Raw genomic sequence first — 24,255 nt, forward strand, 5'->3', positions numbered from 1 at the left:
CGCGGGGCCACCACCGCCATCCGGCGTATGGACGGGCATGGCGATTGCTGACTACCATGCGGCATTCCGTCCCCTTTGCCCTCCCACCGCCCGCTGCGCCATGGAACTCACCCCCCGCGAAAAAGACAAGCTCCTGATCTTCACCGCCGCGCTGCTCGCCGAGCGGCGCCGCGCGCGCGGACTCAAGCTCAACTACCCCGAATCCATGGCCCTCATCAGCGCCGCCGTGATGGAGGGCGCGCGCGACGGCAAGACCGTCGCCCAGCTCATGAGCGAGGGCCGCACGGTGCTCACGCGGGCCGACGTGATGGAAGGCGTGCCCGAGATGATTCCCGACATCCAGGTCGAAGCCACCTTCCCCGACGGCACCAAGCTGGTCACCGTGCACCAGCCCATCGTGTGACGGGTTTTTGAACCAAATCCCTCTCACGCCCTAGTACCCATTGCCCTTGATGCTATGAAAAAAGAAGCAAAAACCCGCTCCTTCGTCTCCGCCGCCGCGCTGCTGCTGTTGCCCGCCCTCGCCTTCGCCCACCCGGGCCATGGCGCGGAGGATGCGCTGCATGCCGACGCCGGCTTCCTCGACGGCCTGGTCCATCCCTTCACCGGCCTGGACCACCTGGCCGCCATGCTGGCCGTGGGCGTGTGGAGCGCGCTGGCCGTGCGCCCCGTGTGGCTGGCGCCCGCCGCCTTCGTGGCGCTGCTGGTGGCGGGGGCCACGGCCGGCTTCCTGGGCGTGGCGGTGCCGGCGGTGGAGCCGATGATCGCCGCCTCGCTGCTGGTGCTGGGCCTGTTGGTCGCCTGGCGCCGCCACTTGGCCCTGCCGCTGGCCGCGGGGCTGGCGGGCGCGTTCGCGTTCTTCCACGGCGCGGCGCACGGCACCGAACTGGGCGGCAGCGGCCAGTGGCTGGCCCTGGCCGGCATGGTGATCGCCACCGCCGCGCTGCACGCCGCCGGCATCGCCCTGGGCCATGCCGTGGTGGCGCGCCACCGCTGGCTGGCCGTGGTGGCGGGCGCCTCGACCGCGCTGCTGGGCGCCACGCTGCTCGTGCGCATGGCCTGAGCGGCCCAACGCATCGACCACTGCACCATCCACTGCGAACCCACCCCATGATCCCCGGCGAACTCCTCATCGACGACGGCGAGCACGCGCTCAACACCGGCCGCCGCACCCTCACCCTGGTGGTGCGCAACACCGCCGACCGGCCGATCCAGGTCGGCTCGCACTACCACTTCGCCGAGACCAACGGCGCGCTCGGCTTCGACCGCGATGCCGCACGCGGCATGCGGCTGAACATCGCCAGCGGCACGGCGGTGCGCTTCGAGCCCGGCCAGCAGCGCACCGTGGAACTGGTGGACTACGCGGGCGACCGCACGGTGTACGGCTTTCGGGGCCTCACGCAGGGGCCGCTGGGCGAGCCGCCAGCCCCGGCCGCCGCCTGAACACCGACCCCATCCCTTTTCGAACCGCCCGAGAGCTGGAGAGCATTCCCATGGCCACTGTGTCCAAACGCGCCTATGCCGAGATGTTCGGCCCCACCGTCGGAGACCGCGTGCGCCTGGCCGACACCGGGCTCATCGCCGAGGTGGAACAGGACTACACGCTGCGCGCCGGCGCCTATGGCGAAGAGGTCAAGTTCGGCGGCGGCAAGACCATCCGCGACGGCATGGCGCAGGGCCAGCGCACGCGCGACGGCCAGGGCACCGGCCCCACGGCCGGGGGCGCCATGGACACGGTGCTGACCAACGCGCTCATCCTGGACCACTGGGGCATCGTCAAGGCCGACATCGGCCTGAAGGGCGGGCGCATCGCCGCCATCGGCAAGGCCGGCAACCCCGACACGCAGCCCGGCGTGGACATCGTCATCGGCCCCGGCACCGAGATCATCAGCTGCGAAGGCAACATCGTCACCGCGGGCGGCATCGACAGCCACATCCACTTCATCTGCCCGCAGCAGATCGAAGAGGCCCTGGCCTCGGGCGTGACCACCATGCTGGGCGGCGGCACCGGCCCGGCCACCGGCACGCTGGCCACCACCTGCACCTCGGGGCCCTGGAACATCGAGCGCATGCTGCAGGCGGCCGACGCCTTTCCCATGAACCTCGGCTTTCTCGGCAAGGGCAACGCCAGCCTGCCCGACGCGCTGCACGAGCAGATCGACGCGGGCGTGATCGGCCTCAAGCTGCACGAGGACTGGGGCACCACGCCGGCGGCCATCAGCAACTGCCTGGACGTGGCCGACGCCACCGACACGCAGGTCGCCATCCACTCCGACACGCTCAACGAGAGCGGCTTCGTCGAGAACACCATCGCCGCCGTGGCGGGCCGCGGCATCTGCGCCTTCCACACCGAAGGCGCGGGCGGCGGGCATGCGCCCGACATCCTGCGCGTGGTGGGCGAGGCCAACTTTCTGCCGTCTTCCACCAACCCCACCATGCCCTACACGGTGAACACGCTGGACGAGCATGTGGACATGCTCATGGTGTGCCACCACCTGGACGCCTCCATCGCCGAAGACCTGGCCTTTGCGGAGAGCCGCATCCGCAAGGAAACCATCGCGGCCGAAGACGTGCTGCACGACCTGGGCGCCATCAGCATGATGAGCAGCGACAGCCAGGCCATGGGCCGCGTGGGCGAGGTCATCCTGCGCACCTGGCAGACCGCCCACAAGATGAAGGCCCAGCGCGGCACCCTGGACGGCGACACCGCGCGCAACGACAACACGCGCATCAAGCGCTACGTGGCCAAGTACACCATCAACCCCGCCATCGCCCACGGCATCAGCCACGAGGTGGGCAGCCTGGAGGTGGGCAAGTGGGCCGACATCGTGATCTGGAAGCCCGCCTTCTTCGGCGTCAAGCCCGCCATGATCCTGAAGGGCGGCTTCATCGCCATGGCCGCCATGGGCGACCCCAACGCCTCCATCCCCACGCCGCAGCCCGTGCACTACCGGCCCATGTTCGGCGCCTTCGGCGGTGCGCTGGCCCGCACCTCGCTCACCTTCGTGTCGCAGGCCGGGCTGGCCGCGGGCATCGGCGAGCGCTTCGGCCTGGCCAAGCCGCTCAGCGCCGTGCGCGGCGTGCGCGGCGTGCGCAAGCAGCACATGGTGCACAACCACTACACGCCGCGCATGGAGATCGACGCGCAGACCTACACCGTGCGCGCCGACGGCCAGCTGCTCACCTGCGAGCCCGCGACCGTGCTGCCCATGGCGCAACGCTACTTTCTGTTCTGATCGCACGCATGCTTCAAGTCTCCAAACTCATCGCCCAGGGCAAGGGCCTCGCGCCCGTGCTCGTCAAGCGCGCCGCCACCCTCGAACTCGACTGGGACACGCGCCAGAAAAGCCGCTTCGCCGCCACCGACTCCACCGGGCGGGAGCTGGGCATCTTCCTGCCCCGGGGCACCGCCGTGCGCGGCGGCGACGTGCTGGTGGCCGAGGACGGCGCCCTGGTCCGCGTGATCGCCGCGCCCCAGGCGGTGCTGCGCATCACCCATTGCGCCCACCACGGCACCCCCTTCGATCTGACCCGCGCCGCCTACCACCTGGGCAACCGGCACGTGCCCATCGAACTCACGCCCACCCACCTGCAGATCGAGCCCGACCACGTGCTGGCCGACATGCTGCGCGCCATGCACCTGATCGTGAACGCGATCGATGCCCCCTTCGAGCCCGAGGGCGGCGCCTATGCGGCGGGCGGACACCATGGGCACGGGCACCACGGCCATGACCACGGTCACGCCCATGGCCACGACCACGACCACGACCGCGCAGCCCCTTCGCACGACGCCGCCGGCCCCGCGCACGGCGATGGGCATGACCACGGGCACCGCCATGCAAGCCATGGCCACGATCACGGCGATGCGCACGCCCATGGCCACGACCATGACCATGCGAAGTGCGATCACCCGCACCACCACCCTTGATTGACGCCGGGATGACGGCCCCCGACTGCAACGCCCCACCACCCCAAGCCCCCACGGCCCTGCCCGCCGCCAGCCTGCTGCAGCTCATCTGGCTGGCCTCGCCGGCGCTGCCGGTGGGCGGGTTCTCGTACTCCGAAGGGCTGGAAGTGGCGGTGGAGCGCGCCGGCGTCACCACCGAAGCCGCCGCCGCCGAATGGCTGGCCGCGCAACTGCAGCTCACCCAGGCGCGCGGCGACATGGCCGTGCTGCAGCAGGCGCTGGCCGACTGGCGCGCCGCCGACCACGCCCGCGTGCGCCAATTGAACGACTGGGTGCTGCAAACGCGCGAGACCAGCGAAATGCGCCTGCAGACCGAGCAGATGGGCCGGTCGCTCGCCGACTGGCTGCGCAACCAGCACGCGGGCGACGCCGCCCGGCTGCACGACGTGGCCGCGCTCGCCGCCCTGCCGCCCACCCCCACCTACCCTGTCGCCTTCGCCCTGGCCGCCGCCGGCACCGAAGCCGGAGCGCGCGACGTGCTGCTGGCCTACACCTTCGGCTGGGCCGAGAACATGGTGCAGGCCGCGCTCAAGGCCGTGCCCCTGGGCCAGAGCGCCGGCCAGCGCATCCTGGCCCGGCTGGCCGCCGCCATTCCCGCCGCCACCGACGCCGCGCTGCACACCGGCGACGCGGACCGCCAGGCCTTCTCGCCCATGCTCGCCATCCTGTCGGCGCAGCATGAAACCCAATACTCCCGCCTCTTCCGATCATGAACACCACCATCAGCACCACCGCACTGCACCACATCCCCCACCGCACCAAGCCCCTGCCCCCGCTGCGCGTGGGCATCGGCGGCCCCGTCGGCTCGGGCAAGACCACCCTGCTGGAAATGCTGTGCAAGGCCATGCGCGACAAGCACGACCTCATCGCCATCACCAACGACATCTATACCAAGGAAGACCAGCGCCTGCTCACGGTGAGCGGCGCCCTGCCCGCGGAACGCATCCTGGGCGTGGAAACCGGCGGCTGCCCCCACACCGCCATCCGCGAAGACGCCTCCATCAACCTGGAGGCCATCGACCGCATGCTGGCGCAGTTTCCGAACGCCGACGTCGTCTTCATCGAAAGCGGCGGCGACAACCTCGCGGCCACGTTCAGCCCCGAGCTGAGCGACCTCACGCTCTACGTGATCGACGTGGCCGCGGGCGAGAAGATCCCCCGCAAGGGCGGCCCCGGCATCACCAAGAGCGACCTGTTCGTCATCAACAAGACCGACTTGGCCCCGCACGTGGGCGCCAACCTGGACGTGATGGCCGCCGACACCACGCGCATGCGCGGCACCAAGCCCTTCGTGATGACCAATCTGAAAACCCTGCAGGGTCTGGACGAGGTGGTGGCCTTCATCGAAAAGAAGGGCCTGCTGCAGGCGGCCTGACGCGCGGGGGCGGGGATGTGGAGGCCGGCTAGAATACGCGCCAGTTTGCGGAGACTTGGGTGAGCGGTTTAAACCAGCAGTCTTGAAAACTGCCGACGGGCAACCGTCCGTGAGTTCGAATCTCACAGTCTCCGCCACAACGAAAAAGCAGCACCCCATGCATTGGGACTTGAAGCATGACTTGCACTCAGCGCGCGGTTGCAAACTTCAAGCTCAACGGCCTGGTGAGGGGCCACTCATCTTCGTAGGGTGATCGGATCAAACATGGTCTGGTGCGGCCGGTGCGATGCAGCTCGCCGCCCATGGCGCAGGGGTGAACCAGGCGAAGGTTCAACCCGTTGGCTTGCGGTTCTCGTCAAGAAAAAACCGTTCTGTCCAGTTCGGCAGCAACGAGCTCGATGGCTTTCAACCCGGCGACAGAGTTCCCCTTCTCGTCCAATGGCGGCGACCAGGAGCACACCGTGCCAAACCGGGGAATCACGGCGAGGACGCCACCACCGACTCCGCTCTTGATCGGCAACCCTATGCTAAAGGCGGTTTCACCGGAGGCTTCGTAGGTCCCGCTGCTCATCATGAGCGCGCACACCTGCTGGGCCTGGCGGGCTTCCAGGACCTTGCGCATGCGCAGGTCAGCACCGCCATTGGCAAGAAACAGCGCGGCCACCGCCAGGTCCTTGCAGCTGGCTGCGATCGCGCACTGGGCGCAATACGCCTTCACGACGTCCTCGACCGGGTTGCGGAAATTGCCAAAACTCTTCATCAGGTGCGCGGCCGCCAGGTTCCTGTGCGCGCAGGCGAACTCGCCCCTTGCCACATCAAGGTCGTACTGCAGCGCCGCATTGCCCGAAAGATCGCGCAGGAGCGACAGCACGGCCAGTTCCATCTGGGTGTTGCGGCTGCTGAGCATGTCGGACACCGCCAGCGCCCCGGGATTGAGAAACGGGTTGCGCGGCTTGCCTTCCTCCAGTTCCAGTTCGATGAGCGAATTGAACTGGTTCGAACTAGGCAGTCTCCCCACACGCGCCCAGAGTTCATCGTCCTTCAGACGCATCGCCAGGGTGAGCGCAAACACCTTGGAAATGCTCTGGATCGAGAACGGCTGGTCGGAGTCGCCGGCTGCGTAGATGTCGCCCTCCAGCGTGGCAATGGCGATGCCGAACTGCGAAGGTTCTACATCCGCCAAACCGGGGATGTAGCTGGCCACGCGGCCCGTGCGGGCCAATGGACGCACCGCGCTGGCGGTGCGCTCGAGAAGATTCTGCATTCGGACAATTTGAAAAGTGCAGCGCCCCCCGGTGCAAAGCCCCCCCACCGGCAGGCATTGCGCAGACGGACAAGCGCGCGGTGGCGGGCCCCGCAGGTCCGGAACGTCCCGACGTTCAAGGCGCCAGGGTGAGGCGGTTCAGCGCAGGGGGTGGATACGGGGGCGCCAGGGCCACGGGAAGAACGCCAGGCTCGAGCTTGAACACCGTCACCGTGCGCGACAGCGCCTGGGCCTGCCCTCTCAGGCCCGCTGCGGTCGCCGAGGATTCTTCGACCAGGGCGGCGTTTTGCTGGGTCATGTGGTCCAGCTGGGTGATCGCCCGGTTGATTTCGCCAATTCCGCTCGATTGTTCATGCGCCGCGCTGGAGATCTCCCGCATGATGTTGGTGAAGCGTTGTACGCTTTCCACGATGTCGGTCATGGTGGCGCCGGCTTCGCCGACGAGTCGCCCACCGACCCCGACGCGGTCCACCGAGCTTCCGATCAGGGACTTGATTTCCTTCGCAGCCTGGGCGCTTCGCTGGGCAAGCGTTCTCACTTCGGATGCCACCACCGCAAATCCCCGGCCTTGCTCGCCGGCCCGTGCGGCTTCCACGGCCGCGTTGAGCGCCAGGATGTTGGTCTGGAAGGCGATACCGTCAATCACGCCGATGATGTCCGCAATCCTGCGCGAGCTCTCATGGATCTCCTGCATGGTTGCAACCACCTGGCTGACCACCGCCCCACCCCGCAGCGCGACCTGGGAAGCATCGGACGCCAGTTGGTTCGCATGCCCCGCTGCCTGTGCGTTCTGCTGCACCGTGCCCATGAGATGCGCCATGGAGGCGGCCGTCTGCTGCAGGCTCGACGCGGTTGTTTCGGTGCGGCGCGAAAGGTCCATGTTGCCGTCGGCCACTTCCTTGCTCGCGATCTCGATGGAATCCACCGACACGCGGATCTGCCCGACCAAGTCGCGAAGCCGATCCTGCATCGACAGGATCGCCAGCAAAAGGCGCCCGACCTCATCCCGGGCATCGAGTTCGATGGCGGAGGTGAGGTCTCCCTGGGCGATGCGCTCAGCCACTGCAACCACCTTCGCCACCGGGCGCGTCACACTGCGGGTGATGCGCCAGGCCACCAGCGCACCGACCACGAGGGCCAGCACCACCAGCCCGCCCATGAGCCAGCCAGCCCGCGACTGTGCGGCCTGGGCCTGCTCGTACCCCGACCGATTGAGCTCTTCCTCCAGGGCCACCAGCTCTGCCACCTTGCGCCGCCACACCGCTTCCTGGGGCCGCACTTTTTCCATCAAGGTCATCGTGGCTTCGATGTTGGCGCCCTCCTGCCCTTCCTTGGCGGCGCGCCGCACCAGGGGTACGGTTGCGCGAGCGGCTTGGGCGATTTCCCGCAGCAGCACATCTTCCTGCGGCGACATCGACGATTCGCCGATCCGGCCCTCCAGATGCGTTTCGATCCGGCCGTAGGCGGCCAGGGCGGCTTCGAGCGCCTGTACCTCGAGCGCGATGTCCTTGGTATCGGTCAGGAGCGTGATGGTGCGCGCCTGCACGGCCAGTTCGTTGATGTGGTTGAGCATCGACTGCGCCAGGCTACTCTTGGGGTTGTTGTTTTCCACGATGGTCCGCAGCCGCGAGCCCGTGGCACGCGACTCCACGACGTGCAAGCCCGCCACCGCGATCAACAGGCCGAGCACGAACACGAAACCAAGCGCCATGCGTTGGCCGATGGAAAGCGCGAGAGGGAATTTCATGGAGGTACCTCGGTGGCCGCAGTCAGTGCCCAGGCGGGCAATCGCCCGCATGCAATACGATCGTTTGCAGGAAGTCCTCGCACGCGGCGAGCTGGCTCAGCTCGACGTATTCATTGGGGCGGTGGGCCTGCTCGATGCTGCCCGGGCCGCAGATCACCGTCGGGATTCCCGCGCGCTGGAACAGGCCCGCCTCTGTGCTGTAGGCCACGCGCCCCAGCCGGGACGGGTTGCCCGACAGCCCGCGCAGCCACTGCACGAAAGGCGACGAGGGCGACATGCTCAATCCCGGTGTGTCGCTCAGGGTGGTCCAGCGCAGCGTGGCCGAGGGATAGCGTGCGCGCATCTGCGTGAGCACCTGCGTTTCGGCAAAGGCCTTCAGGTCGTCGAGCAGCCGCTCGCCGCTGCCATCGGGCAGGTAGCGCAGTTCCACGGAAAATTCGCAGTCCTTCGCCACCACATTGGGCGCGATGCCGCCCTGGATGGTGCCGCAATTGAGCGTTGAAAACGGAACGTTGAAGTCGCCATCGCGGTGGCCGTACTTTTCTTCCTTTTCGGCCATCTTCTGCAGCTGCACGATGATCTGGGCACCGTACTCGATGGCGTTGAGGCCGCTGGGGGTGAGGGAGGAATGGGCCTCCCGGCCCTGCAGGCAGCACCGCATGGAGCGGTAGCCCTTGTGCGCAATGACCAATTGCATCAGCGTGGGCTCGCCCACCACGCAGGCGGCGGGCCGGATGCCCTGGTCTGCGAGGTCTGCCAGCAGCCCGCGCACGCCGATGCAACCCACCTCTTCGTCGTACGAGAGCGCCAGGTGCAGTGGCCGCGCCAGTTGGCGCGAAAGCATCTGCGGTGCAGCGGCAAGGGCGCACGCGATGAAGCCCTTCATGTCGCAGCTGCCCCGCCCGAAAAGGCGGCCGTTTGCGATCTCGGCTTTGAACGGATCGTTCAGCCAGTCCTGCCCATCCACCGGCACGACGTCGGTGTGACCGGACAGCACGATGCCGCCCGACGGCCCCTCCTCGCCCAGCGTCGCGAACAGGTTGGCCTTGGTGCGGCCCGCGTCGTACGTCAGCCGCGTGGCCACGCCCAGGTGGCGCAATTCATCCCGGACCCATTCGATGAGCCCCAGGTTGGATTCGCGGCTCGTGGTGTCGAAGCCGATGAGGGTCCTGGCAATATCGAGGGTTGCCAGGCTCGGCATGGGGATGCGGTCGTTCATTTCAGATCATTCAGATGGCAGGCGGAACGGTGCGCGGTGTCGATGGCCCGCAGCACGGGCTGCTCCACCTTGCACCGTGCGACCGCATGGGGGCAACGGGGATGGAAGTGGCAGCCCGACGGAGGCGCCAGCGGCGAAGGAATCTCGCCCTGCACGGCGACGAAGGTCTTCTTGCGCACTTCCAGCGTTGGTGTCTCAGCCAGCAGGGCTTGCGAGTAGGGGTGGTTGGGGCGGCTGAACAAGGCCTCCACCGGGGCCTCCTCCACCACCCGGCCCAGGTACATGATCACCACCCGGTCGCTGATGTGCCGCACCACGCTGAGATCGTGGCTGATGAACAGGTACGTCAAGTTCAACTCTTCTCGCAGCTTCATGAAGAGATTGATGACCTGGGCCTGGATGGACACATCGAGTGCAGCCACCGCCTCGTCGCACACGAGGAACTTGGGCTGAAGGGCCAGAGCGCGTGCGATACCCACGCGTGCCCTCTGCCCGCCGGAGAACTGATGGGGAAAGCGGCGCAGCACCGTCGTCGGCAAACCCACCTTCTCCAGGAGCGCGGACACCATCTCCCGTTGCTGCCCGCGCGACACGAGACCGTGCACACGGGCCGCTTCGCCCACCAGGTCTTGCACTCGCATCCGCGGATTGAGGCTGGCATAGGGATCCTGAAACACCATCTGGATGTCCAGGCGCGCGCGCCGGTGCTCCTGCGCGGACAGGGTGTCCATCGGACGCCCCTGCCAGGACCTGGTGCCCTCCGACGGCGAATACAAACCGACTGCCAGTCGCCCGAGCGTGGACTTGCCGCAACCCGATTCACCCACCAGCCCCACGACCTCTCCGGCGCGTACGGCCAGCGACACGTCGTTGACCGCATGCACCGTGGGCACCGGCTTGGCCAGGCCCATGCGCATCGCGATGCGTTGCGCGATGTCCGAGGGTGGAGAGAACCTTTTGCTGATGTTCTTCAACTCCAGCAACGGCGGCTTGGCCAGCGCGCCGGACACCGGCGCGAGGCCGATTTCAGAAGGGGAAAGAATGCTCATGACATCACCTGCGCAGTGAAGGGGGACCAGCAGCTCACCGTGGATTGGTTCAGCTTGCGGACCGGGGGAGGCAAAGTGCACTCCGCCCCGGCCGCGGGACAGCGCTCGCGGAAAGTGCATCCCTTGGGAAGCGACAGCAAAGGCGGCGCCGACCCATCGATCTGGCGCAGGGGAGCACCCCTTGGATTGCGCGACGGCAGCGAGTTGATCAAGCCGCGCGTGTACGGGTGCATCGGACGCAGCAACACGTCCTGGACGGTTCCGAACTCGACGATCTTTCCGGTGTACATCACCGAGACCGTGTCCGCCAGGCCCGCTACCACGGAGAGATCGTGGGTGATCCAGATGAGCGATGTCCCGGACTCCCTGCAGAGCTTTTGCATCTCGCACAGGATCTGCGCCTGGATGGTGACGTCCAGCGCGGTGGTCGGCTCGTCCGCAATGATCAGATCGGGCTTGTGCAACAAGGCGATCGCGATGGCCACGCGCTGCCGCATGCCGCCCGAGAACTGGTGGGGATACGCGGCCAGCCGCTCATGCGGCGAAGCGATGCCAACGCGCGCCAGGGCCTCGCAGGCGCGTTGCCGCGCCCCCTCCCGGCTGATGCGCTCGTGCGCCAGCACGGTTTCCACCATCTGGGTGCCGACCGTGAGCACCGGGTTGAGGGTCATCATCGGGTCCTGGAAGATCATCGCGATGCTCTTGCCGCGCAGCTTTCGCAACTGGTCCTGCGGCAGGGTGCGCAGGTCCTGCCCCTTGAACAGCACCTTGCCGCCAACGATCTCACCGGGCTTGTCGATGAGCCCGACGATCGAATAGCCTGTCATGGACTTCCCCGATCCCGACTCTCCCACCAGGCCCATGACCTGGCCGGGAGCAATGGAAAAGCTCACGCCATCGACCGCCTTGGCGACGCCCGCTTCGGTGAAGAAGTAGGTCTTGAGGTCTTCCACCTCCAACGTGGGAATGGTTGGGCTGAACATCATCATCGCAATCCTTTCTAGTTCTGTTGCAGACGGGGGTTGAGAACGTCTCTGAGCCGATCGGCGACCAGATTGATACTGACGATGAGCGCCACCAGGGCCAGTCCCGGGAACAGGCTGATCCAGTACTTGCCGGACAGCATGTGCTGAAAGCCATTGGCGATCAGCAGCCCCAACGAGGGCTCCGTGATCGGCAACCCGATGCCAAGGAAGGACAGGGTTGCCTCCAGCGAGATGGCTCCCGCCACCTGGAGCGCCGCGACCACGATGAGTGGAGGAAGGCAGTTGGGCAGCAGGTGCCGCAGCACGATGCGGGTGCGCGAGAGGCCCTGGAGAATGGCCGCTTCGACATATTCCTTCCTGCGTTCGACCAGGGCTGCGCTGCGCGTGGTGCGTGCGTAGTAGGCCCACTGCACGGCCACCAGGGCGGCGATGATCTTCCAGACGCCCTGCCCCAACGCCGCCAGCAGGATGAGCGCGATGAGGATGGCAGGAAACGATAGCTGGATGTCCGCGATGCGCATGATCACGGTCTCCGTGCGCCCCCCTGCGTACCCTGCAATGAGCCCCAGGACGGCGCCGATCAGCAGCGCGATCAAGGTGCTGACGATCCCGACGAAGAGGCTGATGCGAAGGCCGAAGGCGATGGCGGACACCATGTCGCGGCCCTGGTCGTCCGTGCCGAGGACATAGGTGTGCCCCGGCTTTTCAGACCATGCTCCCCCGGGCGGCTGGCGCGCATCCTGGAGGTTGAGCTGCGACAGGTCGTATGGCATCTGGGGCGTGATCCACGGCGCGAGCAATGCGCACAGCAGCATGGCAGCCAGAAGGGTGAAGCCGGCGAGCGCGATGCGACTGCGCGCGAAGGTATGCAGCAGCTGCTGAAATGAGGAGTTCATGGGAGGCTTTCTGGGACAGGGGTTGCGCAATCCGGCAACTACTTGGCGGAATCCGCCAGGCGCACGCGGGGGTCGAGCACCGAGTACAGGATGTCCACCACCAGGTTGATGGCGATGAACATCGTCACCACGATCAGCAGGTAGGCCACCACGACGGGGCGGTCCAGCAGATTGATGGACTCGATGAGGAGCTTCCCGATGCCGGGCCAGGAAAACACCGACTCCGTCACCACCGAGAACGCAATCACGGAGCCGAACTCCAGCCCCACCACGGTGACGATGGGAATCATGATGTTCTTGAGCACATGCACGCCGATGACGCGCCGCATCGGCAGGCCCTTGGCGCGTGCGAACTTCACGTAGTCCTGCAGCAGCGCCTCACGCGTGCCCGCATTGGTCAAGCGGATCACCAGCGAGAGCTTGAACAGAGCCAGGTTGAGCGCGGGCAGCAACAGGTGCTTCCAGCCGTCGGCCGTGAAGATCGACAGCGGCACACCCGCCACGTTGACGGCGGCCCCGCGGCCACTGGAAGGCAGCAGGCCCCACAGCACCGACAGCACCATGATGAGCATCAGGCCGACCCAGAACGTGGGCAGCGAGAAGCCGATGATCGAGCCCGTCATGATCGATTTGCCAGCCAGCGAGTGGGGCCGCACGCCCGCCCACAATCCCAACGGAATCCCGATCAGCACCGCCAGGCCCATCGCCACGACGGCGAGTTCCAACGTGGCGGGAAGGCGCTCCAGGATGAGCCCCATCGCGGACACGTTGTGCACGAAAGAGGTGCCCAAATCTCCCTTCAGTGCCTGGCCGGAAAAATGCAGGTACTGCGACCACAGGGGCTGGTCCAGCCCCATTGCAGCGGTCACGCGAGCGATCTCTGCCTGGTCTGCTTCAGGGCTGATGAGCATGTCCACAGGGTTGCCGATGGCGAACACTCCGATGAACACCAACAGCGACATCACCGCGAGCACCAGAACGCTCTGCAGGAGCCTTCGAACCAGATAAACAGACATGTCGCACCTGTGTGAAAGAGATGCATCGGATGCTACGAATCTTGTCTGTGACAGTGAAGTGACTTATATTCGTTCGACCATTCCTCGCCGTCCTGGCGACGGCAAAAACAGGTGCCCCGATGCGAAATGTCATTCCCTCCACCACGGCACTGCGCACCTTTGTGGCGGCCGCGCGGCACCTGACATTCACCGGAGCAGCCGACGAGTTGTTCCTCACCCAGAGCGCGGTGAGCAAGCAGATCAGGACGCTTGAAGAAAGCCTGGGCGTCACGCTGTTCGTCCGCGTGAACCGGGGCCTCGTGCTGACGCAACTGGGCCGTATATACCTGGATGAAGTGCGCCCGCTCCTCACGCAATTGGCGATGGCGTCCGGCAAGCTGTCCACGCTCAGCACGGCTCCGTCGTCGCTGACCCTGCGCATCCTGGCCATCCTGGGCGACCGGTGGCTGCTGCCGCGCTTTTCGCGGTTTGCGCAGAACCATCCCGACGTGGACGTGCAGTTCACCAGCCTGCTATCGCGCGACCGGGCGCAGGAGACCGAGGCGGACGGCGCTTTCCAGTTCGGAGAGGGCGCCTGGCCCGGATGCATCAGCGACTATTTGTTCGGGCGCAGGATGGTGCTGGTCGCGTCGCCAGCGCTGCTGGAGCGCACGCCGTTCACATCGCTCGACGCGATCAAGCAGTTCCCCTTGTTCAAGCATTTCGAAACGCCCTATGCGTGGGATGAGTTCTGCAGCGAGCACGGCGTCGCCTTGCCCCAGCAGACCCATTTCATTCGTTATGAGTTCTACTCGACCATGCTCAAGGCAGCCACTGCGGGAATGGGGATGGCGCTCGTGCCCATCGTGTACGCGCAGGAGGAACTGCACCGGGGTGAACTGGTGAATCCACTGCAGCTGGGTTGCACCAGCAGATACGGCTACTACTTCGTGCTGCCGGAGCGTCGGCAAAACGACCCTGCGCTGGCCGTGTTCCGCTCGTGGCTTTTGCAGGAGGCTCAGGAGACGCGGTCGGCCTTGGCGGGGCCTGGCATTGCCCACGACGCCGTCTTTATCGACACGTACTGAGCCGGAAGCCCAGGCTTTGCGCACGCCATGCAGGCCGTCATGGCGTTTTCCATGCGCCCTTGCCTATTGCGCGAAGGTTCCGTCCCTGCGCAGCATCGTGAGCTCCACGTACTGCGAGCCATTGCGATTGCGGCCTTCGAAGTCGACTGCAAACCCGCCAATCTCCGTCCGTCCCACGGCAGACAGGGCGCGCAGCAAGGACTCTCTGGACACGGCGCCCTCGATCTTGCGCAAGGCGGTGACCATCAGCCGCGCATTGATGAACCCTTCGAGCTCCACAAAGGTGGGAAGCGCTCTCGGATCGCGCTGCGCCAGCAGCCTCAGGTAGGAACGCGCGACCGGCAGCGTGGGCTTGAATGGCGAAGGAACCAGTTGGGAAATGATGATCCCGGCGGCATCGGCGCCGAGCTCCTGGTGCAGTTGGGCACTTCCCACGAGACTGCGAGCAAAGTAGGCGGGCCGACGTCCGCCGGCCTGCTGCATGCGCAAGTAGGCGACCGCGTCGCTGCCCGATACGCCCAGTACCACCGCGTCGATGTCCTTGTCCGCCGTGCCCCTCGCTGCCGGCACGGCGCTCCCGCCCACGGGCATCTTCGCGCTGGCGAAAAGTGGTCTCCTCCGTTGGACCAGGCCTGACTCCACTTCCTGCCGGAGTTCCTCGCCCACCGCGTTGTCGTAGTACACCAGCGCCGTGCGCTGGTAGCCGACGGACACCAAATAGTCGAGGATTCGATGGAGCTCTTGCGCAAAGCTGGCGCGCGTCATGAAGAGCAACGGCTGGTCGTTGCGGTACAGGTCGGGGTGTCCCGAATAAGCCCCCACAAAGGGAATGCCCGCATCGACCGCCAACGGAAGGGTTGCCCGGACCGTGTTGGTGAACATGTGATTGAAGAAGCACGTCACGCGATGCTCTTCCATCAAGGCCTTGGCGTTCACGACGGCCTTGTTCACGGTATAGGCATCGTCCAGCGTGACCAGACGCACACGACGCCCGCCCAGCTCGCCCGACTTGTTGGCCTCGTCGAAGGCCAGCAGCGCACCGTTTCGGTAGCTCTCCCCCAGCGATGCAAAGGGACCGGTCAGCGGGGCTGATTGTCCAAACACGACCTCCTGAGACGACGCCATGGATGAGAGGGTCGTTCCCAGCGGTCCCGCAATGAGACCGGCGGTCACGACCCGCCTTCGGAAAAAGTCCATGGTTGCTCCGGTGTGCTATGCAGCCGTCGGCGGCCCGAGAGGCCCATCCAGCCGCGGCCGCGATGGGCCCAGCGTGTTCAGGGCGCGTTGATCTGGAAGTCGAAGCCGTAGGTCCGCTCGTCGGAGCGGCCGCCGTACTTGAGGCCCTTGCGCGTGGCCCACAGGTTCACCTGGTGGTGCAGCACGATCACGGCTTTGTCGTTCATCGCCACTTCGGTGGCCTGCTGCAAGAGCTTGTCGCGTGCGGCGTCGTCGATGGTGGCCAGCGCTTTTTCCAGCAGCGCGTCCACTTTGGGATTGCTGTAGCCGCCAGCGTTGAGCGTGCCATACCCCTTGTCCTTGTTGGGCGTTGCAATGAAGGAGCGCAGTGGGGACGAAGCCTCGCCGCTGTCGGGAGACCACCCGGACATCGACACCGAGAAGTCACCCTTGTTGTTGCGCGGGAAGAAGACCGCCGACGGCATGGCCTCCACCTTCACGCCGACGCCGATCCGGTTGAGCATCTGCGCTACCGCTTGCAAGATCTGGTCGTCCTGGACATAGCGGTTGTTCGTGCCATGCAACGTGAGGTTGAAACCGTTGGGATAGCCCGCGTCCGCCAGCAGCTTCTTCGCGCCGGCCACGTCGACAGGCTCCACCTTGAGCGCTTCGCTGTAGCCCGAAAGTCCAGGGATCATCAACTGCCCCGTGGGCTTGGACGCGCCTTCCATGACCTTGTCGCGGATGGCCTCGCGATCGATGGCCTTGGAGATCGCCTGGCGCACGCGCAGATCCTTGAGCGGGTTCGCGGCCAATGGCTTGCCGTCCTTGTCCGAGAGGAATGGAGAGACATCCCGGCCTTGGTCCAGGTACAAGTACATCAGCCGAGTGCCGGTGCGCTGCACCAGCGACAGGTTGGCGTCGGAGGACAGCCGCTTGAAGTCCGCCACCGGGACGGCGTCGATCACCTGGACATCACCCGACATCAGCGCCGCCACGCGGGCTGAGTCGTTGGTCATGATCTTGAACACGAGGGTCTCTGCCTGCGGCTTCCTGCCCCAGTAGGCATCGTTGCGCGCCAGCTCGATGCGCTCGCCACGCACGTACCGCGACAGCTTGTAGGGCCCGGTTCCGATGGCGGCCTTGCCGCTGTTGAAGTCGGCCGTGCTGGCGGTGGACGCGGCGCTCTTGGAGACCATGGGCACCACGGCCATGTCGTTGGGCAGGAGGGGGTGCGGCGCCCTGGTCTTGAACCGCACGGTCAAGGGGTCCACCACGGTGACGGACTGGATCTCCTTGGTGTAGAGCGTGAAAGGTCCGGGGCTGCCCTTGACGGTGGGGACACGCTCGATCGAGAAGGCCACGTCCTCTGCCGTGAAGGGCGTGCCATCGTGGAATTTCACATTGGGGCGCAGCTTGAATTCCCACGTGGTGTCGTCGATGGCCCTCCACGACAGCGCCAGGCCGGGGACCATGCGCAATTGGTCGTTGCGCTCGATCAGCCGGTTGAAGACATGGTCGGCGATGTTCTGGTTGGGCGAGAAGATGTGATAGTGCGGATCCAGCGAAGTCACGTCTGAACCGAAACCCACGGTCACGGTCTGGGCCGAAGTGAAGGGAGATGCCGCGACGAGAAATGCGGCGAGAACAGTGTGGGCCAATCGATTCAAGATGTCTACTCCATGTCAAAGTGTTGTGACGATGCAGTGTCGATTTCCCCTTTCGTTTATTCAAACGAGAAATAGGACACGGGGCATTCCGCAGAGGAATGCCCCGTGAAAACCCGTGCGTAGCAACCTTCGCCGTGCCGATCAGCAAGAAAGCAGCCTAGATCGCAAGCGACTCCCGCAAACGCTCCCCCGCGTAGGCCTGCGCCAGCCGCGCCTTCTCCAGCACCGCGGCCGCACCGAAGAACTCGTGCGCGACACCTTCGTATTCCCGGCGCTCCACTGGCGTGCCGGCCTTTTCCAGGGCGTCTTCCAGCTTCGCTCCGTCGCTGCGCAGCGGGTCCAGGCGGGCATTGATGATGGTCACGGGCGGCAGCCCACGCAAATCGGCGTCGATGAGGGACAGGCGCGGGTCGGCCAGGTCGTCCTCCGTGCGCACCAGATGGTCGACGAACCACTTCACCATCGCGCGGTTCAATGGCTTGGCGATGGCGTTTTCGAGGTACGACTCGGTGTTGAGGCTGGTCTGCGCCACGGGGTACACGCTCAGCACGTGCCGGGGCGGCGGCAGGCCGGCGTCCCTGGCGGCAATGGCGGTGGCCAGGGCCAGGTTGCCGCCGGCGCTCTCGCCGGCCAGGGCCAGGCGGCGGGCGTCGCCCCCGATGCGGGAGGCGAACTGGGTGAGCCAGCGGTAGCTGGCCAGGGCGTCGTCCCAGGCGGCGGGAAACTTGTGCTCCGGTGCCTGGCGGTAGTCCACCGACACGACGATGGCGTGCGCCTGCTTGGCCAGGCCCCGGGCACCGCCGTCATAGACCTCCTTGTCGGCGATGACCCAGCCGCCACCATGGAAGAACAGCACCACGGGCAGCTGGGCGCCCTGGCCGGTGGCATCTTCCGGTGCATAGACGGTGGCCTGCAGTGGGCCGTGGTCGGTGTCGATGGACAGGGGCGTGGCGCGCACGCCGGGCACCAGCGCGGTGGGGTCGGTGGCGCGGCCTTGCTGGGTCAGCAGGTGTTTCACGGCATCCGCCACGGTGGGCTGGCTGCGGGCTTCCTGCACGCTGAGTTTCTCGATGGCCTTGGGGTGCAGGGCCTCGTGGGCCTTGGCCAGTTCGAGCTGGTCATCGTCGGCGCGGATCGCGGCGATGGTGTTGGACAGTGCGTTGACGATGGGATTGGGCTCGCCGTGCTTTTCGTCGCTCATGGGACATTCCTTCGAGACAGTGAATGGATGAGCGGCCACTCTATGGAGGGCTTGGGCCGGGCCGCGTCAGACGCCACGCCGGGGCAGCGTGCGGCGCACAGGAGGCGCGTTTGACGGCAAGTTTTACGGCAAGGGCAGCGCCACGCGCCGTGCGCCCGGTCACGGGGCGCAGGCAGGCCCCAGCAGGGGCGCGAAGGAATGCGCGAAAAAGAAAGGAACGGTGGCGTTGGCTTGTGCCTGGCCTGCCGGCCTCAGCGGAACCCGCCCCGTGTCGGGTCGTGTGGTAACCGCGCGGCGCGCGGGCCTTCCACCCGGTCGGGAGCCACGCGTTGGCGTTGCTCGGCCAGGGCCGTGCGCGCAAGATGCAGGCGCTCGGCCGCCTGGTGCAGGGATTGCCGCAGCGCCACCGCGGCCGATCGAAGCCGGCGCGCACGCTGGATGGGGTCTTCGTCGTCTTGCGTGGACATGCCGATGCTTTAGCAAACGGTGTTCCCACGGGTGGCGGGATGGCGGCCGGCCAAAGTCCGCGGGCCTGCACGGCCTTCGCTTGCACGCCGATCGGTTCGGACCGCTTCAGGCGGCGTGGCCAGCCATGCGGCACCATCCCCTTCAGCCACGACATGAAGCCGGCCGTCCGGTTGCAGTCGCCCCTTCTTTTTGCATGGGATACGGTAAATGACATCGATATTCAGCTTCAACAAGCTGCGGACCGCCATGGGTTCAGCAGGCGCTTCGGCCGAACCGGCACCTTCCGCCACACCCGGCACACCGACCGGCAAAAGCAAGTCCTCGAGCGGTTTCAACGGGCTGCAGGGCCGCGAGAACCCGGCGCAAAACGGTGGCATGGCCCCGCGCGGGCGCTCGCCGATGATGCAGGCGTTTTCCAACGCCGCGATGCACGCCCACGGCGCCGTGCACCAGGCATCGCAGGGCATGCAAAACGACGTGCAGAAGCTCAAGAACGGCTATTCGGCGTTCCGCGCCGAGTCCCATGCCGCGTCCCGCCCGGGCTTCAGCTATCCCCAGCTGGCGGGGGAACATCGCCTGGCACAGGCCGACCATCGGCAGCGCGCGCAGGCGGCCTATTCCCAGGCGGCAGGCCATGCCCGTGCGTTTTTCGGGGAAACGGCCCATGGCATGTCGCAAGGAGCGCGCCAGGCGGCGTCCTCCCTGGCATCGACGATGGAACGGTTCGATCCGCGCCGGCTGGCCCATCAGGCCAAGCGGTATGGCAACGCAGCCCTTCACCAGGCGACCCAGGTGGCCATGGTGGGCGTGGGCGGCGCGCTGCTCGCAGGCGCGGCCGTGGCCCATGGCGTGAATGCGGCGCGGCACAAGGTGGGACAGGTCGCGCACTCCGCTGCCCAGAGGGTGGACCACGCGGTGCAGTCAGCAGCGTACCGCGTGGACCACGCAGTGCAATCCGCGGCGCACCGGGTGGACCACGCCATGTACCGGGCGGATCAGGCCATCCAGTCGGCCGTGAACCGTGCGGAATACGCGGTCCACTCCGGCCTGCACCGGGTGGACAACGCGCTGCACCGGGCGGAACACAAGATCCAGAACATGGGGCATCGCATCGACCATGCGGTGCAGTCGGCCGTCTATCGGGCCGAACACATGGCGCAAACCGCTCTCAACCAGGCGGCCTACCCGTTCCGGGCGGCGGCGCACACCTACCAATCATTCGCGCATGCGGCATCGGTGTTCAAGCACGACATGGCCCATTTCGACCCTTACCGCATGTCGCACCAATACCAGCGATACCAGTCCAGTTGGTGATGCCTGTCGATTGCGCACAACGAACCTGATCGCCGCCTCGGCCACCTCATCTCGCAAGACCTGCCATGACCACCGAATACCTCGCCGAAACCCCTGTGACCTCTGACGCATCGCCCCTTGAAACCGCTGGCGATGCACCGCCGCCCCCGTTCGACGAGCGGGCCCTGCTGGCGCACTATGTGCTGCGCGATTTCGAGCAAGCCGTGGCCAACGTGGAGCAGCAGTTGTACGAATCCGAGCCCGCGCCCGATGCTTCGTCGGAATCCCCGCCCACGCAGGAGGCGTTGGAAGCCCTGGCCGAAGAGCGCAGGGCCCTGGCGCGGGACATCGTGATCGGCGCATGGCTCAACCGCAACAACCCGGATTGGGACCCGACCCGGCCGGAAACCCATCGGCCCGACCCGAACGATCCGCTGCTGGCGATTCTTCAATCCGTGCAGGAGCCCGCACCCGCGGACTGACGGCATGGCGGCGTGAAGCCACGCCGCCCGACAGTCGCCGCGCTGCGGATCGACCGCCATTCAAGCGGCGCACGGCCGGGGGACGGGGCGGCCCTCAGCGCGCGGCGGGCGGCACCGCTTTTTTTCGGGCGGCCACCGCACCGTCGATCTCCCGCAGCAGCCGCACCCCCACCAGCGTATAGCGGGTGTCCGGGCTGTTCCAGTTGCGGTACGAGCAGCGCGCATACAGCGGCCAGGTATGCCAGGAGCCGCCGCGGCGCACGCGCACATCGCCCTGCGCGGGGCCTTGCGGATCGTCGCGCGCCGACTCGGCATAGGCAGTGTCGCCGTGCCAGTCCGAAACCCATTCCCATGCATTGCCCACCATGTCGTGCAGGCCGAAGGCATTGGCGGGGTAGCTGGCCACCGGCGCGGTGAAGGCGTGGCCGTCGTGGCCCTTCAGCGCCTGGGCCTGCCAGCGGGGCCAGTAAGGCACGGCGTCCTGGTCGAACGTGTTGGCGTGGCGCACCAGGCCTTGAGGATCGTCACCGTGCGGATAGCGGGTGCGCGTGCCGGCGCGGCAGGCGTATTCCCACTCGGCTTCGGTCGGCAGGCGGTAGCGGTGGCCTTCGGTGCTGCTGAGCCAGGCCGCCAGCGCGTGCGCGTCGTGCCAGGTGATGTTGACCACAGGGTGGTCGTCGCCCTGCGCAAAGCCGGGGTTGCGCCAGGAGTAGCGCCGGTCGCGCCCCTCGAAGGCGTCGCCGCGCGCGGTGCTGGCCGGGTCGTAGCGGGGGTTGTAGCCATAGCCACCCGTGCCGTCGGCCTCGGATTCGGCGCGGTAGCCCGATGCCTCGATGAAGCGGCGGAACTGGCCCACGGTCACCTCGGTCTGGCCCAGGTAGAACGCGCGGCGGATGCGCACGGTGTGCACGGGCGCCTCGTCCGCCAGCAGGGTGAAGCGCTGGCGCTCCATGAGCGGGTAGGACGCCGCCAGGGCCTCGGGGGATTCGTCGCTGCCCATGCGAAAGCGGCCGGCCGGGATGCGCACGAAGGGCATGCCGATCGAATTGGTCCAGACCGTGGCGGCGGGCGGCTGCGCGTGCGCGAAGGTCGCAAACGCCAGCCCCAGCACCGCTGGCAAGGAAGACAGAACACGGAGCGTGCAAGGGCGCATGGCGATTCCCTGAGGGTCCCGGAGACCGGAGGGGATCAGTGTATGCGGGCGGTGGCAGTCTGCGAATGATTCAAGCCAAATTGGCTTTCACGGCATATTTCACTAGGGCATAACGCTACAAAAAAAGGAGCAAAATTCCGCCCCACCAGGGTTCGCAGTGCCTGCCGCACACGGCGCGCACAGCGCCGGGGATCACGCTGGCGTCAGGTCTTCCCGGGCTTCCTCCCTCGTGGCCTGGGCCGGTGGCACCCCAGGGCCGTGCGGCACCGTCTGCGGCGATGCAGGCGGCGGACCGCCGTGCCCGCCACCCTGCCCCTCCGTGGCGGGGGTCACGCGGTCCTGCGCCACGCGGCCCGCCTGCATGGTCACCACGCGGTCGGCCAGGTGGAAATAGCGGTCGTCGTGGGAGATGACGACCAGCAGGTGCCCCTTGGCGCGCAGCTCGGGCAGCAGCTCGGTATAGAACAGGTGGCGGAAGGTGGGGTCCTGGTCGGCCGCCCATTCGTCGAACACCAGCACCGGGCGCCCCTCCAGGTAGGCATGCACCAGCGCCAGCCGCTTGCGCTGACCGGTGGAGAGGTCGGTGGTGGTGAACACGCCGTCCTTCACCGACACCTTGTGCGCGATCTCCAGGCGCTCCAGGTACTTCTGGGCCTGCTCGGTCGAGCCCACCGACTCGCCGCCCAGCAGGTCTTCGAACAGGTAGAAATCCGAGAACACGGTGGTGAACAGCTGGCGGTAGTCGTCGCGCGTCTCGGGCACGACGGCCTCGCCGTCCCGCACGATGGTGCCGCTTTGCGGTGCATATAGCCCCAGCAGCAGCTTGATGAGGGTGGTCTTGCCGGAGCCGTTGTCTCCCACCACGAAGACGAGTTCGCCCTTGCGCAGGCGCAGGTTGATGGGGCCGAGCACGAAGGGCTCGCCGCCCTGCGGTGCATCGAAGGCATAGCGCACGTCGCGCAGTTCGATGGCATCGTCCAGGCGGGCCTCGCGCTGCTGCGCGTGCAGCGGCAGGTGCGGCTCGGGGCTGGCGAAGCGGGCCGACAGGTCCGCGATGCGCTGGAAGGCCACCTTGGCCCGGCCCACGCCGGGCAGCGCCGAGGCGATCTGGTCCATGGGCCCCTTCAGGAACAGCAGCACCAGCACGAACCCGCTGAGCACGGCCGGCTCGGGCGCGCGCAGCGCGGCCCAGCCGAGAATGAGCGCGATCAGCAGGAAGAACAGCGCCGAGCCGAACGCCGTGGCGATCACATAGGTGTTGATGGCGCGCCCATTGACGGTGCGGATGCTGTCCACCACGCGCTCGATCTGCCCGCTGAACATGCGGGCGCGGCGCTCGCGGTGCATGCGCAGCTCCTTGGCGCCTTCGCTGATGCCGCGATAGGCCTTGTGCAACTGCTCTTCGTACTCGCGCGCCTTCCAGAAGCCCGCCACGCCGCGCGACTGCGCCACCACCTGGATGGTGGCGCCGATGGCCAGCGCCACGATGAGCACGCCGAACAGCGGCAGCGACAGCACGGCCAGGTAGATCAGGCAGCCCAGCGCGATGGCCACCGCGATGAGGGTGGCCGAGAGCGCGAACACCACGTCGCTGATCATGTCCACGTCCTGCGAGAGCACGGGCATGAGCCGGTGGGTGCGGTAGCGCTCCAGCGCATCGATGGGCGCCGCGAGGATTTTCTGGGCCAGCCCCTTGCGCACCTGCGCCACCAGGCGCTGGCCCACGAAGTTGCTGGACATGTCGGACACCACCCGGCCGGCCAGGGCGCCCAGGCACAGGCAGATGAAGACCATGAGGAGCCCGCCGGCCAGCCCGCCCGGCGTGTTGAGCACCCGGTTGATGGTGGCCAGCAGCGCGACGGTGGCCGCGCCGGCGCCGATGCCGGTGATGGCGGACAGCGCGATCCACGGAAGGAAGGGCTGGAGCAGGCGCCTGATTTCGGCGGCGTTGCCACTGGGGCCATTGGGAGATGTCATGCGAAGGATCTTTCCGCCCCGGTGGCGTGCAACGCCCCGCGGCCCGGCTGGAGTGGAATGGACGACCGCAGGCACCCGTCCCGCGCACAGCGCGGCCCGGGGCCAGCCTGCGGCGGCGCTTGCGCGCCACCCACCCCCGAGACGATGGCCCGCCGCAAATGTTCATGCCGGCGTTCCCGCGCCGTGCCGGCATGCCGGGGCCGCGTCCCGCCGCGTGAACAATGCAGGGGTTGCTGCGTCTCCGTCCTA

General features: G+C 66.9%; 23 protein-coding genes and 1 tRNA gene. 11 read left to right on the forward strand and 13 right to left on the reverse strand.

Annotated elements, in window-relative coordinates; translation table 11 throughout:
* Positions 1–100 precede the first annotated feature (100 nt).
* The 8 genes from AVME950_RS06325 to AVME950_RS06360 all read left to right on the forward strand — a co-directional run bounded on the left by AVME950_RS06325 (position 101) and on the right by AVME950_RS06360 (position 5,479).
* Positions 101–403: an urease subunit gamma gene (locus AVME950_RS06325; protein WP_092745910.1), complete on the forward strand. Its 303-nt coding sequence runs from the start codon at positions 101–103 to the stop codon at positions 401–403.
* Between the two features lie 54 nt (positions 404–457).
* Positions 458–1,063: a HupE/UreJ family protein gene (locus tag AVME950_RS06330; protein WP_284429152.1), complete on the forward strand. Its 606-nt coding sequence runs from the start codon at positions 458–460 to the stop codon at positions 1,061–1,063.
* 47 nt (positions 1,064–1,110) lie between these two features.
* Positions 1,111–1,443 (forward strand): urease subunit beta, encoded by a 333-nt coding sequence (locus AVME950_RS06335; RefSeq protein ID WP_272564743.1) that lies wholly within the window; start codon positions 1,111–1,113, stop codon positions 1,441–1,443.
* Positions 1,444–1,493: 50 nt separating this feature from the next.
* Entirely contained in the window at positions 1,494–3,236 is a 1,743-nt protein-coding gene (ureC, locus tag AVME950_RS06340; protein ID WP_284429153.1) for an urease subunit alpha, read from the forward strand.
* Between the two features lie 8 nt (positions 3,237–3,244).
* Positions 3,245–3,928: an urease accessory protein UreE gene (ureE, locus tag AVME950_RS06345; RefSeq protein ID WP_284429154.1), complete on the forward strand. Its 684-nt coding sequence runs from the start codon at positions 3,245–3,247 to the stop codon at positions 3,926–3,928.
* A gap of 11 nt (positions 3,929–3,939) precedes the next feature.
* On the forward strand, positions 3,940–4,680 hold the full coding sequence (locus AVME950_RS06350) for an urease accessory protein UreF (protein WP_284429155.1): 741 nt from the start codon (positions 3,940–3,942) through the stop codon (positions 4,678–4,680).
* Positions 4,677–5,342 (forward strand): urease accessory protein UreG, encoded by a 666-nt coding sequence (gene ureG / locus AVME950_RS06355; RefSeq protein WP_284429156.1) that lies wholly within the window; start codon positions 4,677–4,679, stop codon positions 5,340–5,342. Before AVME950_RS06350 ends, ureG begins: the two co-directional genes overlap by 4 nt.
* A gap of 49 nt (positions 5,343–5,391) precedes the next feature.
* Positions 5,392–5,479: transfer RNA gene (locus AVME950_RS06360), tRNA-Ser, on the forward strand.
* A 218-nt stretch (positions 5,480–5,697) separates the two neighbouring features.
* Here AVME950_RS06360 and AVME950_RS06365 read toward each other — a convergent pair.
* The 7 genes from AVME950_RS06365 to AVME950_RS06395 all read right to left on the reverse strand — a co-directional run bounded on the left by AVME950_RS06365 (position 5,698) and on the right by AVME950_RS06395 (position 13,519).
* On the reverse strand, positions 5,698–6,606 hold the full coding sequence (locus AVME950_RS06365) for a glutaminase (protein ID WP_284429157.1): 909 nt from the start codon (positions 6,604–6,606) through the stop codon (positions 5,698–5,700).
* A 115-nt stretch (positions 6,607–6,721) separates the two neighbouring features.
* The gene (locus AVME950_RS06370) at positions 6,722–8,353 is read right to left on the reverse strand and encodes a methyl-accepting chemotaxis protein (protein ID WP_284429158.1); all 1,632 of its coding nucleotides are present in this window, start codon (positions 8,351–8,353) and stop codon (positions 6,722–6,724) included.
* Between the two features lie 22 nt (positions 8,354–8,375).
* A complete protein-coding gene (gene argE / locus AVME950_RS06375; protein WP_284429159.1) occupies positions 8,376–9,572 on the reverse strand; it encodes an acetylornithine deacetylase in 1,197 nt (398 codons plus the stop codon).
* Positions 9,569–10,621: an ABC transporter ATP-binding protein gene (locus AVME950_RS06380; RefSeq protein ID WP_284407576.1), complete on the reverse strand. Its 1,053-nt coding sequence runs from the start codon at positions 10,619–10,621 to the stop codon at positions 9,569–9,571. The genes argE and AVME950_RS06380 overlap by 4 nt, the downstream gene beginning before the upstream one ends.
* A complete protein-coding gene (locus tag AVME950_RS06385; RefSeq protein WP_284407575.1) occupies positions 10,618–11,607 on the reverse strand; it encodes an ABC transporter ATP-binding protein in 990 nt (329 codons plus the stop codon). Before AVME950_RS06385 ends, AVME950_RS06380 begins: the two co-directional genes overlap by 4 nt.
* A 14-nt stretch (positions 11,608–11,621) precedes the next feature.
* Positions 11,622–12,503, reverse strand: coding sequence for an ABC transporter permease (locus AVME950_RS06390; RefSeq protein WP_284429160.1), 882 nt, complete (start codon positions 12,501–12,503; stop codon positions 11,622–11,624).
* 38 nt (positions 12,504–12,541) lie between these two features.
* Complete coding sequence (locus tag AVME950_RS06395) at positions 12,542–13,519, reverse strand: ABC transporter permease (protein ID WP_284429161.1); 978 nt, start codon at positions 13,517–13,519, stop codon at positions 12,542–12,544.
* 119 nt (positions 13,520–13,638) lie between these two features.
* On the opposite strand from AVME950_RS06395, the gene AVME950_RS06400 reads away from it, so the two are divergent.
* Positions 13,639–14,586 (forward strand): LysR substrate-binding domain-containing protein, encoded by a 948-nt coding sequence (locus AVME950_RS06400; protein ID WP_284429162.1) that lies wholly within the window; start codon positions 13,639–13,641, stop codon positions 14,584–14,586.
* A gap of 63 nt (positions 14,587–14,649) precedes the next feature.
* Here AVME950_RS06400 and AVME950_RS06405 read toward each other — a convergent pair whose 3' ends face one another.
* The 4 genes from AVME950_RS06405 to AVME950_RS06420 form a co-directional block, all read right to left on the reverse strand.
* Positions 14,650–15,783, reverse strand: coding sequence for an ABC transporter substrate-binding protein (locus AVME950_RS06405; RefSeq protein WP_284429163.1), 1,134 nt, complete (start codon positions 15,781–15,783; stop codon positions 14,650–14,652).
* A gap of 77 nt (positions 15,784–15,860) precedes the next feature.
* Positions 15,861–17,435 carry an ABC transporter substrate-binding protein gene (locus AVME950_RS06410; protein WP_502869381.1) on the reverse strand — a complete coding sequence of 525 codons (1,575 nt, stop codon included), beginning with the start codon at positions 17,433–17,435 and terminating at the stop codon, positions 15,861–15,863.
* Positions 17,436–17,589: 154 nt separating this feature from the next.
* A complete protein-coding gene (locus AVME950_RS06415; protein ID WP_284429165.1) occupies positions 17,590–18,633 on the reverse strand; it encodes an alpha/beta hydrolase in 1,044 nt (347 codons plus the stop codon).
* A gap of 251 nt (positions 18,634–18,884) precedes the next feature.
* Positions 18,885–19,100, reverse strand: coding sequence for a hypothetical protein (locus AVME950_RS06420; protein WP_284429166.1), 216 nt, complete (start codon positions 19,098–19,100; stop codon positions 18,885–18,887).
* A gap of 208 nt (positions 19,101–19,308) precedes the next feature.
* Here AVME950_RS06420 and AVME950_RS06425 point away from each other — a divergent pair, with 208 nt between their 5' ends.
* Positions 19,309–20,415 (forward strand): hypothetical protein, encoded by a 1,107-nt coding sequence (locus AVME950_RS06425; RefSeq protein WP_284429167.1) that lies wholly within the window; start codon positions 19,309–19,311, stop codon positions 20,413–20,415.
* Positions 20,416–20,480: 65 nt separating this feature from the next.
* Complete coding sequence (locus AVME950_RS06430) at positions 20,481–20,876, forward strand: hypothetical protein (RefSeq protein WP_284429168.1); 396 nt, start codon at positions 20,481–20,483, stop codon at positions 20,874–20,876.
* Between the two features lie 94 nt (positions 20,877–20,970).
* Here the strand turns inward: AVME950_RS06430 and AVME950_RS06435 are convergent, their stop codons facing one another.
* Positions 20,971–22,029, reverse strand: coding sequence for a formylglycine-generating enzyme family protein (locus AVME950_RS06435; RefSeq protein ID WP_284429169.1), 1,059 nt, complete (start codon positions 22,027–22,029; stop codon positions 20,971–20,973).
* A 192-nt stretch (positions 22,030–22,221) separates the two neighbouring features.
* Entirely contained in the window at positions 22,222–24,006 is a 1,785-nt protein-coding gene (locus AVME950_RS06440; protein ID WP_284429170.1) for a cyclic peptide export ABC transporter, read from the reverse strand.
* Positions 24,007–24,255: the final 249 nt, after the last annotated feature.

Origin of the sequence: Acidovorax sp. SUPP950 (assembly GCF_030158935.1) — a bacterium.
Taxonomy (GTDB): domain Bacteria; phylum Pseudomonadota; class Gammaproteobacteria; order Burkholderiales; family Burkholderiaceae_C; genus Paracidovorax.